Origin of the sequence: Actinoplanes hulinensis, from assembly GCF_019429605.1 — a bacterium.
Lineage (GTDB): Bacteria > Actinomycetota > Actinomycetes > Mycobacteriales > Micromonosporaceae > Actinoplanes > Actinoplanes campanulatus.
Map to the genome: position 1 here is coordinate 1 of NZ_JAHXZI010000023.1, position 14508 is coordinate 14508.

At 71.1% G+C, this 14508-nt stretch carries 16 protein-coding genes; 6 read left to right on the forward strand and 10 right to left on the reverse strand.

The window, feature by feature from the left end:
* Nucleotides 1-130 precede the first annotated feature (130 nt).
* On the reverse strand, nucleotides 131-478 hold the full coding sequence (locus KZ829_RS34635; protein WP_203833597.1) for a thioredoxin family protein: 348 nt from the start codon (nucleotides 476-478) through the stop codon (nucleotides 131-133).
* On the reverse strand, nucleotides 460-822 hold the full coding sequence (locus tag KZ829_RS34640; protein ID WP_188119662.1) for a MerR family transcriptional regulator: 363 nt from the start codon (nucleotides 820-822) through the stop codon (nucleotides 460-462). The genes KZ829_RS34635 and KZ829_RS34640 overlap by 19 nt, the downstream gene beginning before the upstream one ends.
* 65 nt (nucleotides 823-887) lie before the next feature.
* Between KZ829_RS34640 and KZ829_RS34645 the strand changes: the two genes are divergently transcribed.
* Nucleotides 888-1739 (forward strand): patatin-like phospholipase family protein, encoded by an 852-nt coding sequence (locus tag KZ829_RS34645; RefSeq protein ID WP_220148070.1) that lies wholly within the window; start codon nucleotides 888-890, stop codon nucleotides 1737-1739.
* Between the two features lie 23 nt (nucleotides 1740-1762).
* A complete protein-coding gene (locus KZ829_RS34650; protein WP_372453958.1) occupies nucleotides 1763-2782 on the forward strand; it encodes a 1-acyl-sn-glycerol-3-phosphate acyltransferase in 1020 nt (339 codons plus the stop codon).
* Here KZ829_RS34650 and KZ829_RS34655 read toward each other — a convergent pair.
* Entirely contained in the window at nucleotides 2779-3522 is a 744-nt protein-coding gene (locus tag KZ829_RS34655; protein WP_220148072.1) for a hypothetical protein, read from the reverse strand. The two genes, KZ829_RS34650 and KZ829_RS34655, sit on opposite strands and share 4 nt — an antisense overlap.
* Before the next feature lie 140 nt (nucleotides 3523-3662).
* Between KZ829_RS34655 and KZ829_RS34660 the strand changes: the two genes are divergently transcribed.
* A complete protein-coding gene (locus tag KZ829_RS34660) occupies nucleotides 3663-4808 on the forward strand; it encodes an FHA domain-containing protein (RefSeq protein ID WP_220148073.1) in 1146 nt (381 codons plus the stop codon).
* 40 nt (nucleotides 4809-4848) lie between these two features.
* Here KZ829_RS34660 and rocD read toward each other — a convergent pair whose 3' ends face one another.
* From rocD to KZ829_RS34680, 4 genes are all read right to left on the reverse strand, one after another.
* Nucleotides 4849-6063 (reverse strand): ornithine--oxo-acid transaminase, encoded by a 1215-nt coding sequence (gene rocD, locus KZ829_RS34665; protein ID WP_220148074.1) that lies wholly within the window; start codon nucleotides 6061-6063, stop codon nucleotides 4849-4851.
* Between the two features lie 85 nt (nucleotides 6064-6148).
* Complete coding sequence (ddaH, locus tag KZ829_RS34670; RefSeq protein ID WP_220148075.1) at nucleotides 6149-6946, reverse strand: dimethylargininase; 798 nt, start codon at nucleotides 6944-6946, stop codon at nucleotides 6149-6151.
* A gap of 193 nt (nucleotides 6947-7139) precedes the next feature.
* Complete coding sequence (locus KZ829_RS34675) at nucleotides 7140-7646, reverse strand: Bax inhibitor 1 family protein (protein WP_220148076.1); 507 nt, start codon at nucleotides 7644-7646, stop codon at nucleotides 7140-7142.
* 86 nt (nucleotides 7647-7732) lie between these two features.
* Entirely contained in the window at nucleotides 7733-8338 is a 606-nt protein-coding gene (locus tag KZ829_RS34680) for an ATP-dependent Clp protease proteolytic subunit (protein ID WP_183216891.1), read from the reverse strand.
* Between the two features lie 91 nt (nucleotides 8339-8429).
* On the opposite strand from KZ829_RS34680, the gene KZ829_RS34685 reads away from it, so the two are divergent.
* Nucleotides 8430-9266 carry an Fpg/Nei family DNA glycosylase gene (locus KZ829_RS34685; protein WP_183216889.1) on the forward strand — a complete coding sequence of 279 codons (837 nt, stop codon included), beginning with the start codon at nucleotides 8430-8432 and terminating at the stop codon, nucleotides 9264-9266.
* Here KZ829_RS34685 and KZ829_RS34690 read toward each other — a convergent pair.
* The gene (locus KZ829_RS34690; RefSeq protein WP_308285784.1) at nucleotides 9238-10260 is read right to left on the reverse strand and encodes a polysaccharide deacetylase family protein; all 1023 of its coding nucleotides are present in this window, start codon (nucleotides 10258-10260) and stop codon (nucleotides 9238-9240) included. The genes KZ829_RS34685 and KZ829_RS34690 overlap by 29 nt on opposite strands.
* 425 nt (nucleotides 10261-10685) lie before the next feature.
* Complete coding sequence (locus KZ829_RS34695; protein WP_220148077.1) at nucleotides 10686-11858, reverse strand: carboxylate-amine ligase; 1173 nt, start codon at nucleotides 11856-11858, stop codon at nucleotides 10686-10688.
* 137 nt (nucleotides 11859-11995) lie between these two features.
* On the opposite strand from KZ829_RS34695, the gene KZ829_RS34700 reads away from it, so the two are divergent.
* Nucleotides 11996-13372, forward strand: a complete 1377-nt coding sequence (locus KZ829_RS34700; RefSeq protein WP_220148078.1) for a carbohydrate-binding protein — start codon at nucleotides 11996-11998, stop codon at nucleotides 13370-13372.
* 9 nt (nucleotides 13373-13381) lie between these two features.
* Here the strand turns inward: KZ829_RS34700 and KZ829_RS34705 are convergent, their stop codons facing one another.
* The gene (locus KZ829_RS34705) at nucleotides 13382-14029 is read right to left on the reverse strand and encodes a DedA family protein (protein WP_220148079.1); all 648 of its coding nucleotides are present in this window, start codon (nucleotides 14027-14029) and stop codon (nucleotides 13382-13384) included.
* A 126-nt stretch (nucleotides 14030-14155) separates the two neighbouring features.
* Here KZ829_RS34705 and KZ829_RS34710 point away from each other — a divergent pair, with 126 nt between their 5' ends.
* Nucleotides 14156-14503: a PadR family transcriptional regulator gene (locus tag KZ829_RS34710; RefSeq protein ID WP_220148080.1), complete on the forward strand. Its 348-nt coding sequence runs from the start codon at nucleotides 14156-14158 to the stop codon at nucleotides 14501-14503.
* Nucleotides 14504-14508: the final 5 nt, after the last annotated feature.

The following is a 14508-nucleotide window of genomic DNA, read 5'->3' on the forward strand; positions in this document are numbered from 1 at the left end:
ATCGAACTCCAAATACCAGGCCCGCGGCCCGAACATCGACCGGCGCACCTACCAAGCCACCATCGCCATCAACATCATCACCAACGGACCTTGACGAACCCGACGCTGGCCTAACTGAACGGCGTTGGGACTAGACGTTCGCGTACGGCGTGATGAGGTTGGTGATCGCCGGCCGGAGCACCGACTTCGGCCGGGCGCCGACGATCGTCTGGGTGACCGTCCCGTCCCGGAGGAACAGCAGGGTCGGCATCGAGTGCACCCGGTAGGCGATGGTGGTCGACGGGTTGGCGTCCACGTCCAGCGTGGCGATCAGCACCCGGTCGCCGAACTCGCCGGCCAGCTCGCTCAGCACCCGCTTCAACGGCCCGCACGGCGGGCACCACTGGGCCCAGAAGTCGACGAGCACCGGGACCTTCGCCGACAGCACGATCTCGGCGAAGGTGGCGTCGGTGACGGTGGTCAGGGTGTCATCTGGCATCGGATCTCCTTCAACTGGTCCTGGAGCCGCTCCCGTACGTCGGTGAGACGGCCCAGCAGGTCGTCCACTTCGGCCAGTCGTCGCCGCAGCACGACCGCCGACTCCGGGCAGACGTGCCCGGCGCTGTTGCCGGCCCGCAGGCAGGCGACGAACGGTTTGATGTCGTCCACGCCGAATCCGTCGGCGAGCAGCGTGCGGATCTCGTGCACCACGCGCAGTTCCGCGTCGTCGTACTGCCGGTAACCGTTGGCGTCCCGGCGCGGACGGATCAGCCCGTGCTCCTCGTAGTAGCGCAGCGTTCGCGGGCTGGTGCCGGCCCGGTCGGCCAGCTCTCCGATAAGCATGAGCCGACGGTAAGCCCTGACATCGGTGTCAGGGCAAGGATGCAAGATCGTGCGAGGATGGTGACATGGTCGACGGTCCGGTGGCTTTCGTGCTCGGCGGCGGGGGCGTGCTCGGCGCGGTCGAGGTCGGCATGCTGCGGGCGCTCTTCCGGGCCGGGTTCCGCCCGGACATGGTGGTGGGCACGTCGATCGGCGCGGTGAACGGCGCTCTGGTCGCCGCCGACCCGGCCGAGCACGTCACCGAGCGCCTGGTCCGGCTCTGGACGTCGCCGGAGGCCGCCGCGGTGTACGGCGACTCCCTCGGCCGCCAGATGCGCCGGTTCGCCGCCCGTACCCATCTGCACTCGCCCCGCCCGCTGCGCCGCCTGCTGGAGAGCGAGCTGGGCGAGAACGCCACGTTCGCCGATCTCAAGGTGCCGTTCCACTGCTGTGCGGCGAGCATCGAGCGGGCCGCCGAGCACTGGTTCGACAGCGGCCCGCTGGTCGACGCGGTGGTCGCCTCGTCGGCCGTGCCGGGGCTGCTGCCGCCCATGGAGATCGACGGGGAGCACTACGTCGATGGCGGGATCGTCAACTCGATCCCGATCGGCGAGGCCGTCCGGCTCGGGGCGAAACTCATCTTCGTGCTCCAGGTCGGCCGGGTGGAACGCCAGCTCAGCGTGCCGAGGCGGCCGTGGGAGGTGGCGCAGGTGGCGTTCGAGATCGCCCGGCGGCACCGGTTCGCCCGCGAGCTCGCGTCGCTGCCGGACGACGTCCGCGTCCACGTGCTGCCGAGCGGCGGCGGGGAGAACCGGGACGACTCGCCGTGGGCGTACCGGGACATGGCCGCGGTGGGGCGCCGGATCAGTCGCGCCTACACCGCCTCCCGCCGTTACCTGACCGCCAACGTGAACCCGCTGCCGGGGCCGGGCCGCTGATGCCCCCGGTCTGGGTCCGCCGCATGGTGATCGCCCCGGCCGTCGTGCTGCTCGCCTTCACACTGCTCACCACCCTGCCGGTCTGGCTGCTGATCGCGCTGGCCGTATCGCCCGTGGTGCCGGGCCGGCTGCGGGTGCCCCGGGTGGTCTTCCTGCTCATCGTCTACCTGGTGTGGGACGCCATGGCGCTGGCCGGGCTCGCGGTGCTCTGGGTGGCATCCGGTTTCGGCTGGAAGATCCGCGGCCCCGGTCTTCAGCGGGCGCACTACGTGCTGACCGGCTGGTTCCTGCGCAGCCTCTTCTGGTTCGCCCGCTGGTCGCTGCACCTGACGATCGACGTGGTCGGCACCGACCCGGACACCGCGCAGCCCGGCCGCCCGGAGATCGTGGTGAGCCGGCACGCCGGGCCGGGCGACTCCTTCACCCTGATCCACGCGCTGGTCAACTGGTTCGCCCGGGAGCCGCGGATCGTGCTGAAGGCGGCCCTCCAGTGGGATCCGGCGGTGGATGTGCTGCTCAACCGGCTGCCCAACCGGTTCATCTCGCCGGGCCGCACCGGGACGGCGACGCTGGAGCAGCAGATCGGCGAGCTGGCCACCGGGCTGGACGACAACGATGCCTTCGTGATCTTCCCGGAGGGCGGCAACTTCACGCTCCGCCGGAGGGCCAGTGCCATCGCCCGGCTGTGGTCCCGTGGTCTGCACGACCTGGCGGCCAGGGCGGAAAGTCTGAACAACCTGCTGCCGCCGAAGCCGGGCGGGCTCTTCGCCGCGATCGACGCGGCCCCGGACGCCGGGGTGATCTTCGTGGCGCACACCGGCCTGGACCGGATGACGAGCGTCGCCGACGTGTGGCGTGAGCTGCCGATGGACAAGCGGCTGGTGATGCGGTTCTGGAGTGTGCCGCCGGAGGAGGTGCCCACCGGCGAACAGGAGCGGATCGACTGGCTCTACGACTGGTGGGCCCGCATCGACGCGTGGATCGACGAGAACCGTCCGGAGCCCCGGCCACTGTGGACGCGGCCGGGGCGCGCCGAAGCCTAGGCCGTCTGGCTCAGCGACTTGAGCATCTCGGCCGGCATCTCGGTGACCTCGGCGGCCGGCGGGGCCTCCACCGACACCGGGGTGCCGAAGTCGGAGTAGGTGGTCGTCATCTTGCCGGCGCCGGCGCCCAGCGAGCTCATGTCGATGACCAGCTCGGTGAGCCGGCCCTCACCGTCCACCTTGGCGGTGAACGGGACGGCCGACGCCTTGTCGCCCAGGGCCTTCAGTGACTCCGGGTCGGCGGTCGGCGACTTGGTCATGTCGAGCGTGCCGGAGAACGTGTCCCCGTTCTTCTCCACCTTGACCGCGGCCTGTGCGAAAGCCGACGCGTCCGCCATGTTCTTCGGGTTCATCGAGCTGCTCGCCGGAAGCTTCGACACGTCGAGACGCCACCACTTGGCGCCCGCGGTGGCGCCGTACTTCATGAACATCTCGTCGCCGACCAGGCGGACCGCGATCTCCATGGTCTGCCCGGCGGCGCCGACGCTCATCACCATGTCGACCTTCTTGCCGGCGAGGTCGGACACGCCGCTCGCCTCGATGCCACCCGGCATCTCCATCTTCATCTTCATCGTCTCGGTGCCGAGCTTCTTCGACGCGGCGACGAACTCGGCCAGCGGGTCGGCGGCGGCCTGCGTGGTGGCCGCGGGCTTCGAGTCGGTGGTGGCCGAACCGCAGCCACCCATCCCGGCGAGGGCCGCGATCGTCACCGTGACGACGGTCAGCCGTTGGAACCTCATGTGTGTCTCCTTGTCGATTCGTCGAGCGGCGCCCACCATAGCGGCCGGGTCCGACAAATACCGGCCCGATTTCCCCGGCGATCATGGGCGGGGCATGATGGGTCGGAGGGGCCGCACGCGTACGTAACAGGGGAGGACTCGTGAGATTCGAGGTCAGCAAGGTCCTCGATGCCATCGAGGCCCGGCTCACCACCGATCCGGCACTGGCCCGGGGTGTGGTCGATCTGTCAGAGGTGGTCCGTTACGCGGACCTCGACGGGGGTCGCCCGGCCAGCCTGGTCCGCCTAGGTCTGCTGATCGACGCCCTGGGGCGGTATGTGTCGGAGGAGAGTGTCCCGGTCTACGCGGTCGCGCCCCGGGCCCTGCTCTCCGACGCCGACCTGACGTCGAACGAGCGCATGGTGGTGCGCCGCTGGGCGGACGACGGCAAGGTCGAGGTGGTTCCGCAGATCGAGGACCGGGTGCTGGAGGTGGCCGAGATGCTCGGCCTGCCGGTGCTCACCCGTGACCGGGAGGACCGGTTCCGGGACCGCCGGCCGTGGGTGACCGATCCGGGCCGGCTGCTCGCCCTTGTGTCGAACCAGGGCGGCCCGGTGCTGGTGGCGCGGGTCGGCCGGGGTGAGGCGGCGCCGCCGGTGCCGCGGTCCCCGCTCGGTGAGCGGCTGCTCGCCCGGGTGTGGCGCTGCCCACAGATGAACTGCAACACCTACGGCGACGGCGGCGATCCGGACAGCCCGTTCGCCGACATGCGCACCTTCACCAGCCCGGTGTCGCAGCCGCCACCCGCGCTGCGGGCCGGCGCACCGACCTGCCCCCGGCACGGCGACCGGCTCAAGGACATGGGCGCGCGCCCGGCCACCGAGGTCTTCTCGGTGCGCATCGACGGCGTGATCCGTCAGCGTTTCGTGGTGTCCGAGGACAAGGCCGTGGTGATCGGCCGGGCGCCGGAGGGCGGCGGGGTCATGCTGGGCCAGTGGCTCACCGAGGACGCCCGGAAGTGGATCAGCCGCGGGCATGTCCGGCTGTCGCTGCGCGGCGGTGAGGTGACCGCCCAGGACATCAGCACCAACGGCACCGGGATCCGCCCGGGCGGCTCGCTCGACGACGACCAGCGGCTCACGCTGCGCCGCGACGAGCGCCGGGTGCTCGGCCCGGAGGACATCGTCGAGCTCTACGCCCAGGTGCACGTGGGCCGGTCGAAGATGTGGGCGACGGGCGGCGTGGTCCAGCCCGAGTCGGTGATGAGCGAGGCTCCCACCATGGCGTTCCGGCCGGTCGGCCGATAGCGATGCGCCGCCGCCGGTCCGGCGGCGGCGCATGCTCAGATCAACCCTGGAGTACGGCGGCCAGCTGCGCCAGCGCGTGGTCCAGATCCTCCTCGGTGACCACGAGCGGCGGCGCGAGCCGGATCGTCGACCCGTGGGTGTCCTTGGCCAGCACACCCCGCTCGGCGAGCCGTTCACACGCCTGCCGACCGGTCATCAGCACCGGGTCGATGTCCACCCCGGCCCACAGGCCGCGGCCGCGGACCGCCACCACACCGTGGCCGATCAGCGCCTCCAGGCCGGCGTGCAGCCGTGCGCCGAGGCGGGCCGAGCGCTCCTGGAACTCGCCGGTGGCCAGCAGCCGGACCACCTCGGCACCGACCGCGCACGCGAGCGGGTTGCCGCCGAAGGTGGAGCCGTGCTCGCCAGGCCGCAGAACACCGAGGACGGCCTGGTCGGCGGCGACCGCGGAGACCGGCACGATGCCGCCGCCGAGGGCCTTGCCGAGCACGTACATGTCCGGGACGACGCCCTCGTGCTCGATGGCGAAGGTCTTCCCGGTACGCCCGAGCCCGGACTGGATCTCGTCGGCGATCATCAGCACGTTGTTCGTGTCACACAGCTCACGCAGCCCGGCCAGGAACCCGGCCGGCGGCACCAGCACACCGGCCTCGCCCTGGATCGGCTCCATCAGCACCGCCACGGTGTTCGGCGTGATCGCGGCCCGGACCGCTTCCAGATCGCCGTACGGCACCACGACGAACCCGGGCGTGTAGGGCCCGAAGTCGGCCCGCGCCTCCGGATCGGTGGAGAAGCTGACGATCGTGGTGGTACGACCGTGGAAGTTGTTCGCCGCCACGATGATCTCGGCGCGCTCGTCGGCCACGCCCTTGACCCGGTAGCCCCACTTGCGGGCCACCTTGATCGCGGTCTCCACGGCCTCGGCGCCGGTGTTCATCGGCAGCACCAGGTCCTTGCCGCACAGCTCGGCCAGCCCGCGGCAGAACGCGGCGAACTGGTCGTGCACGAAGGCCCGGCTGGTGAGGGTGACCCGGTCGAGCTGGGCGTGCGCGGCGGCGATCAGGCCGGGGTGCCGGTGCCCGAAGTTGAGGGCCGAGTAGCCGGCCAGGAAGTCCAGGTAGCGGCGGCCGTCCACGTCGGTCACCCAGGCGCCCTCGGCCTCGGCCACGACCACCGGCAGCGGGTGGTAGTTGTGGGCGGTCCAGCGCTCGGCGTCGGCCAGCGCCCCCGGCGTACGGAATTCGACCGTGGTCATGAGCTGTGCCCCTTTGCGATGCTCTCCCGGCCCTCGTCTGCGAGGCCGTCAATCAGTCCGGCTGGTTGCCACTCGGTGCAGTCGATCATCGCCGAACCTCCAGCGTGCAGCACTTGGGTCCGCCGCCGGCCTTGCGCAGCTCGGACATGTCGACCCCGATGGTCCGGTATCCGGCCGCACGCAGCGCGCCGGCCAGGTGGGTGGCCTGCTCGGCCAGCACCACGGTCTCACCGTCGCTGACCGCGTTCAGGCCGAGCACGGCGGCGTCCTCCGGCGTGGCGATGATCGCGTTGGGGAAGAGCTGCCGGAGCACGGCCTGCGAACCGGGCGAGAACGCCTGCGGAAGGTACGCGATGTTCGTCTCGTCCAGCACGCAGAGGGCGGTGTCGAGGTGGTAGTACGCCGGGTCGACGAGCTGGAGCGTGATCACCGGCCGCTGGAGGAACTCCTGGGTCTCGGCGTGCGAGGCGTGCGAGGTCCGGAAGCCGGTGCCGGCCAGCAGCACGTCCCCGGCGAGCAGGATGTCGCCCTCGCCCTCGTTGGTGTGCTTGGGCTCGAGCACGTCGAAGCCGTTCTCCCGGAACCAGGCGGCGTACGCCGGGGCCTCGTCGGCCCGCTCGGCGTCGCGGAACTGCACACCCAGGGCCCGGCCGTCGACGACGGTGGCGCCGTTGGCGGCGAAGACCATGTCGGGCAGCCCGGGTAGCGGGTCGATCAGCTCGACGGTGTGGCCGAGATCCAGGAAGGTCTGCCGCAGGTTCTCCCACTGGCTGATGGCCAGCGCGTTGTCGTACGGCGCCGTCGGGTCCATCCAGGGATTGATCCGGTAGGTGACGGCGAAGTGGGTGGGCCGGCACATCAGGTAGCGGCGCTTGAACGTCATGGAAGAAAACGGTAGGTCGCGGGGACCGTCGGATGCCCCTGATCAACCATGCGTGACGCGGCCGATCGTTGCGTGATCGCGCCGGCCCGCGGCGATTCGTTGCAAAGGCCCCGGCGGGGTGGCGAACCGCCACCCATGCCGGGGCCTCGGCGTCCTCCGCGAACCGCTGAAGGACTTGTACAGGGGATACCCGTCAGAATCGATTCTCAAACTGTGTGTCAAGCCACGTCCGGAGCTCCGTCGCCGAGTCGGTGCCGGTGCCCAGCCACCAGACCTGACCGGTCAGCGCGAGCACGCCCAGCACGATCGCGCCGATGGACAGGACCATCCCGATCAGCGCGCTGGTCTTGCCGGCCACGTGCCGCTTACGGGTCGCGAAGACGCCGGCGAGCGAGATGATCAGGGCTACCGCGGCGACGCCGATGCCGTACCCCAGAAGGGGGCCGGAGAGCACGAGCATCGCGCCCGCCACCGACAGGACGAGGCCGAGGGTGGCCAGGAAGCCGGCCCGGGCCCGCGGAGCGGGCGACGGGACCGCGACCGCGACCGGCTCGGAGATGGTCCGGGCGCGCTCGGTCTCGGAGCGGACCGGGGGCAGGGTCGTGGTGGTCGCGCCGTCGTCCCGGCGGGGGGTCACCGGTGTTCGCCCGGTGGCCGTCTCCTCGTCCGTGGACTGGCGCGGGAAGGTAGGAATCCGCACGTCAGCACCTCCTTGTCAGGTTCTGACGTGGTTATGTACCCGCGCCGCCCGGATTTGACACGGGCGGCGCGGGTGACGGTCCTTCCTCAGACCAGCGAGGACACCGCGTTCACGTCGGTCGCCTTGGCGATCACGTGGTCGACGAGGCCGTACTCCTTCGCCTGCTGGGCGGTGAACCAGCGGTCCCGGTCCGAGTCGCGCTCGATCTCCTCCGGGGTGTGCCCGGTGTGGAAGGCGATCCGCTCGTTCATCACCTGCTTGATGTGCAGCATGCTCTCGGCCTGGATGGCGATGTCCGCGGCGGTGCCGCCGATCCCGCCGGAGAGCTGGTGCATCATCACCCGGGCGTGCGGCAGCGCGTACCGCTTACCGGGGGTGCCCGAGCAGAGCAGGAACTGGCCCATCGACGCGGCCATGCCCATCGCGATGGTGGCCACGTCGTTCTTGATGTACTGCATGGTGTCGTACACCGCCATGCCGGCGCTGATCGAGCCGCCCGGAGAGTTGATGTAGAGAGCGATGTCGCGCTCGGAGTCCTCGGAGGCGAGCAGGAGCATCTGCGCGCAGATCCGGTTGGTCACCTCGTCGTTCACCTCGCTGCCGAGGAAGATGATCCGCTCCCGCAGCAGCCGGTCGAACACCTGGTCGTCGAAGGACGCGCCGCCGCCCCGCATGGTCGTCTCAATGCTCATGAACCCACCTTCTCCCACTCGGTCCCCGGATCCCAGCGATTCGCCTCAGGGCGAATCCGCTCACGGCATAATGCCCGGCTACCTTTGGTGCGTGCCGGAGGGACATACCATTCACCGCCTCGCGACCCGCCACCGTGAGCTCTTCGCCGGGCATCCGGTGCGGGCGCACAGCCCGCAGGGCCGCTTCACCGCCGGGGCCGCCCTCATCGACGGGCGTGTGCTGCTCGACACCGAGGCGTGCGGCAAACATCTGCTGCACCACTACGAGGGCGATCGCATCCTGCACGTCCACCTCGGGCTGTACGGCAAGTTCGCCGACGGCGAGCTGCCCGCCCCCGCCCCGGTCGGCCAGCTGCGGATGGTCCTGACCGGTTCTGGTCACTGGCTGGAGCTGCGCGGCCCGACCGCCTGCGAGGTCCTCGACCCGGCCGCCGCCGACCTGCTGCGGGCCCGCCTGGGCGCCGACCCGCTGCGCGACGACGCCGACCCGGCGTTCGCGTACGGCCGGATCCGGTCCAGCACCAAACCGCTGTCCGCGCTGCTCCTGGACCAGTCCATCGTGGCCGGCTGCGGCCTGATCTACGCCAACGAGGTGCTGTTCCGGGCCGGCCTGTCGCCGGCCACCCCGGGCGTCGCGATCGACCCGGACCGCTGGACGGCGATCTGGGACGATCTGCGGGCGCTCATGAAGGAGGGCGTGGCCCGCGGCCGGATCGACACGGTGCACACCGAGCACACCCCCGAGGCGATGCGCCGGGCGCCGCGGGTGGACCGGCACGGCGGCGAGGTGTATGTCTACCGCCGCCCCGGCCAGCCCTGCCTGGTCTGCGGCACCCCGATCGCCCGGGGCCCGATGGCCGGGCGCAACCTCTACTGGTGCCCGGCCTGCCAGCCGCCGGTCACAGCGCCGCGGAAGCGCTCGGCGTAGCGGACGGCGTCTCGGCCGGGGCGGTCGAGGGCGTGGGTGTGGGCTCCGACGGGGTGGGGGTCGGCTCGGACGCCGCGCCGGGGACGCCGACCTGGAAGTTCTCCACCAGCCAGGGGAGCAGTTCGGCGTACGCGGCCGTGGTGTCCGGCTGGTTGAAGTCGTGCGACAGCACGATCGCGCCCGGCCGGGTCTCCTTCCGGACCTGCGCGACGATCCGCTTCACGTGCTGCTCGGAGGTCTCGCCCTCGGGGTGCTCCCAGTCACGCGGGTCCACCTCCCAGTAGAGGGAGGTCATGCCGTCGCCGTACGCCGTCTTGACCAGCCGGTCGGTGAAATTGCCGCCGGGCGCCCGGAAGTAGGGGATCTCGGCATCCGGCACGGCCGCGCGGATCGCCGCGTTCGTCCGTTCCAGATCAGCGAGGATCTGGTTCGGTTTCTTCTTGCCGATCCGCAGGTCGTTGCTCCAGGTGTGGTTGCAGAGCACGTGCCCGGCGTCGGCGATCTGCCGGACCAGGTCCGGATGCCGCCGCGCCTGCGTGCCGACCAGGCAGAACACCGCCTTCACCTGGTGCTTCTCCAGCAGTGCCAGGATCTTCGGCGTCTCCTCCGGGTCCGGCCCGTCGTCGAAGCTCAGCATCACCACTCGCGACCCGGTGGTGCGCAGCGAGTTGAACGGCCCGTCGCCGACCGGGACCACGACCTGCTCCGGCCGCTTTTCGGTGGGCTGGACGGTGGGCGTGACCGACGACGCCGACGGTGCGGGCGCCACGGACGGGTCGACGGCCGCCGGAAGGGCCTGGACCGGGTCCGGCTCGGCCTTCTTCTCCGGCTTCTTCTTCTCGCTCTTGCTGATCACGCCGACCGCCTCGGCGGCGGCCGTCATCACGCTGTTGCTCTCCCCACCGGACTGCGGGATCGGCACGGCGGTGAGCAGCAGACCGGCGGCGACGAGCGTGCCGAGCAGCACCTGCGGCCGGTTCCGGGCGGCCTGCACCCAGGCCTCCACCGGCAGGCTGTTGGGCGCGCGATGTGCGCCGGAGGACGCCCGGTCCGAGGTGGACCCGCGCCGGTTCTGCGCGTGCCTGGCCTCCGCGGCGCGCGTCCGGCGGGCGGCCGTCCGGGAGGATCCATATGATTCGTCCGCCCCGGCGCGGTGCCGTGCGGAGCCGCCGCCGTCCAGGAAGGCGACCCGGGGAACCGGGATCCGGGGCAGGGGGACGGTTGGCGCGTCTGGCACCCGGTGCCGCCCCACCGGTCTGTCCCCTTGGGACGTCGGCGCTGGTGAGAGCGAAGAGTGCGGCGGCATCCGTCATGCCTACCGTGCCGCAAGATCGAGCGCGATACCGAATTAGTCACCTTGTCGGCACACGCGGTGATATTTCCAGCTCATGTTATGCGACTACGCAGCGCAAACATCCGTCAGATCGAGGATGTAGCGTCCTCTCCACGGGTAGCGGCGGCCAGCCAGGTCACCACATCGGCCACCGAACCGCCGCGGGCCAGTAGCGCCCGCTGCCGTGCCGCGCCGGTGCCGTGCTCGCGCAGCCGTCCCATCAGGAGGGTGACGGCGGCCAGGTCGCCGTGCCGGTCCAGCTCCGGCCGCACATAGTCGAAGAGCTGCCGGAGCAGGCGCCAGGCCGGGCGTGGCTGCCGGGTGGCCATGTCGATGTTCAGCCCTTCGAGGCCGTCGTGTGCGGCCCGCCAGTGCGCCGCCATCAGCAGCGGGTGCGGCACGTCCGGCGCCTCCACCCCGGCGCGCACCTCGTGGAGCAGGGTGGCGACCAGGGCCCGGGCCAGCGCGGCGAGCAGTACGGCGTCGTCGGTCGTGGGCATCACGTCGCCCATCCGGATCTCCACGGTGGGGTAGTGCGCGGAGAGCCGGGCGTACCAGTAGAGCATCGCCTCGTCGAGCATCGCGCCGCTCTGCTGGAGGTCGGCGACCAGGGTCAGGTAGTGCTCGTGCGACCGCAGGTACGGCGTCGGCCCCACGGTGGGCCACCGCTCCCACATCATCGAGCGCCAGCTGGCGTACCCGGTCTCGTGGCCGGCGAAGAGCGGCGAGTTGGCCGTGGCGGCCTGGAGCACCGGCAGCCACGGGCGCAGGTGGTTGAGCACGCGGACGCCGGTCTCCGGGTCGGGGATGCTGACGTGCACGTGGGTGCCGCACATGCCCTGGCCGGGGGAGAGGTCGCCGAAGTGCTCCCGCATCCGGTGGTAGCGCGGGTCGTCGACGATCCGGATGCAGGGCCCGGCGGCGGGCCCGGTGCCGACCGCGAGCAGCCGTGCGCCGGCACGTGCGGCGGCGTCGGCCACCCCGGCGCGCAGTCGGCGCAGGGCCGCGGCGAGGCCGTCCAGCTCCAGCTGCGGCGGGCCGGCCACCTCGATCTGACTGCGCTGGTACTCGTGCTGCACCACGTCCCGCAGTTCCCCGGGCACCTCGGCGAAGACCTTCTCGACGGCCTCGACGGCGTGCGGCTCCACCGCGTCGACCAGGAGGTACTCCTCCTCGACGCCGAGGGTGAGCAGGTCTTCGCGTTCGGCCCTGGCGGCGAGTTCGGGGGAGATCGCCGTGCCCTCGGAGGCGGTTGTCATGGGCACCGGGATACCCGGCGCCCTCTCCCCGGAAACGATCGGTGAACTTCCATGTTGACAACTCCCGGAAACAAGCGTGCAATCTGTGAGAGCGCTCTCTCCCGACATATCCCCCTCCCCGTGAAAGGCGCGTCCCCATGAAAGTTCCCCGGCGCATACTCGCCGTGGCCACCGCGATGCTCGCGGTCGGCGCCTCGGTCACCTTCGTCGCCCAGGCCGAGGCCGCCGTCCCCTCCGCCCCGGCGGGGATGAGCCTGGTCTTCAGTGACGACTTCACCGGCGCGGCCGGCACCGGCCTCAACCGCTCCAACTGGCTCTACTCCACCGGCACCGGCTATCCCGGCGGCGCGTCCAACTGGGGCACCGGCGAGATCGAGACGATGACCGACTCGACCGCGAACGTCTACCAGGACGGCGGCGGCAACCTGGTGATCAAGCCGATCCGGGACTCCGCCGGCCGGTGGACCTCCGGCCGCGTCGAGACCCAGCGCACCGACTTCGCCGCCCCGTCCGGCGGGAAGATGCGGATGGAGGCGCGGATCCAGCAGCCCAACGTGACCGGCGCGGCCGCGGCCGGCTACTGGCCGGCGTTCTGGGCGCTCGGCGCGGCGGCCCGCCCGGTCGGCGCGACCAACTGGCCGAGCATCGGCGAGATCGACATCCTGGAGAACATCAACGGCCGCTCCAGCGTCTTCTCGGCCCTGCACTGCGGCAGCAACCCCGGCGGGCCGTGCAACGAGACCACCGGGCTGACCAGCGGTGAGCGGGCCTGCAACGGCTGTCTCGGCAGCTTCCACACCTACGCCATGGAGTACGACCGGAGCACCTCCCCCGAGCAGCTGCGGTTCTACCTGGACGGGTCCAACTACTTCACCCTGACCTCCACCGCGGTCGACTCCACCACCTGGAACAACGCCCTGCACCACGGGTTCTTCATGATCCTCAACGTGGCGATCGGCGGCGGGTTCCCGGCGGCGTTCGGGGGCGGCCCGACCTCGGCCACCCAGTCCGGCGTGCCGATGCTGATCGACTACGTGGCGGTCTACCAGTCGAGCGGCGGCACCACGCCGACGACCAGCCCCACCCCGACCCCGACCAGCGGCACCAGCCGGGACGCCTACTCCCGCATCGAGGCCGAGTCGTTCAACGGCTCCGCCGGTGTCCAGCAGGAGACCTGCTCCGAGGGCGGTCAGAACGTCAGCTACGTCGCGAACGGTGACTGGCTCCAGTTCAACAACGTCAACTTCGGGACCGGCGGCGTGAAGGACTTCGTGGGCCGGGTCGCGTCCGGTGCGGGAACCGCGGTCAGCGGCCTGGTCGAGGTACGCCTGGACAGTCGCAGCAACGCCCCGATCGGCAGTTTCGCCCTGGCCAACACCGGCGGCTGGCAGACCTGGACCTCGGTCCCCGCCAACGTGTCGAACGTGACCGGATCGCACACCGTCTACCTGACCTTCACCAGTGGTCAGCCGGCCGACTTCGTGAACGTGAACTGGATCCAGTTCCGGAAGTGACGGGAGTTCTCACGTGCGGGCGGCGGCGCGCTGCCGCCGCCTGCGCACCTTCTTCACCACCCAGGACGCGATCGCGACGGCGAAGAACGCCAAGATCGCGTAGTCGAACCAGTGGCTGTACCTCTCCACGTCCTGCCAGCGGGAGCCGAGCGCGTACCCGGCTCCGATGAACAGCGCGTTCCACACCCCGCTGCCGATCGCGGTGCAGAGGAGGAACCAGCCCATCGGCATGCGGTTGGCGCCCGCCGGGACGGAGACCAGACTGCGCACCACCGGGGCGCACCGGCCGAACAGCACGGCGGCCCGCTCGTGCCGCTCGAACCAACGGTCCGCCCTGTTCAGGTCGTCCGGGTCGACCAGCGGGATCCGGTCCAGCCAGTGCTTCAGCCGCTCCTCGCCGAGCCCACGGCCCAGCCAGTAGAGCGCCACCGCACCGAGCAGCGCGCCCAGCGTCGCGGTGACCCAGACCAGGACCGGATTCACCCGGCCCTCACTGGCCAGGTACCCGGCCATCGACAGGACGATCTCGCTGGGGATGGGTGGGATCAGGTTCTCCAGGGCGACCAGCAGGCCGACCCCCACCTCGCCGAGCGATTCGATCACCGAGGCGACCCAGCCGGTCAGTCCGCCGAGATCGCCGAGATCGCCGTCGGCCATGTGCGCGCCTCCATGGGTTGAGCGTCGGGAACTCTCTACACAGTGCAGCCAGTTGCTGAGAGTTACCCGAGAGGAGGCCGGTGAACCGCCCCCCGTATATACCTGTCATCGGTATATGCTTCCGGCATGAGTGAGAGCCCGATGCGGGAGCCGACGTTCCTCGTGCTCACCGCCCTGGCCGAGGAGCCCCGGCACGGTTACGCCGTGATCGAGGACGTGGCCACCATCACCGCGGGGCGGGTCCGGCTGCGCGCCGGCACGCTCTACGCCGCCCTCGACCGGCTGCGCGCCGAGGGCCTGATCGAGGTCGACCGGGAAGAGGTCGTGCAGTCCCGGCTGCGGCGCTACTACCGCCTCACCGGGGCCGGGGCGAAGAGCCTGGCCGCCGAGACCGCCCGCCTGCGCAGCCAGGCGACCATCGCCGAGCGGCGCCTGCGTGCCCGCCGCGCCGAACTCGGAGGAGCTCCCGCATGACCGAC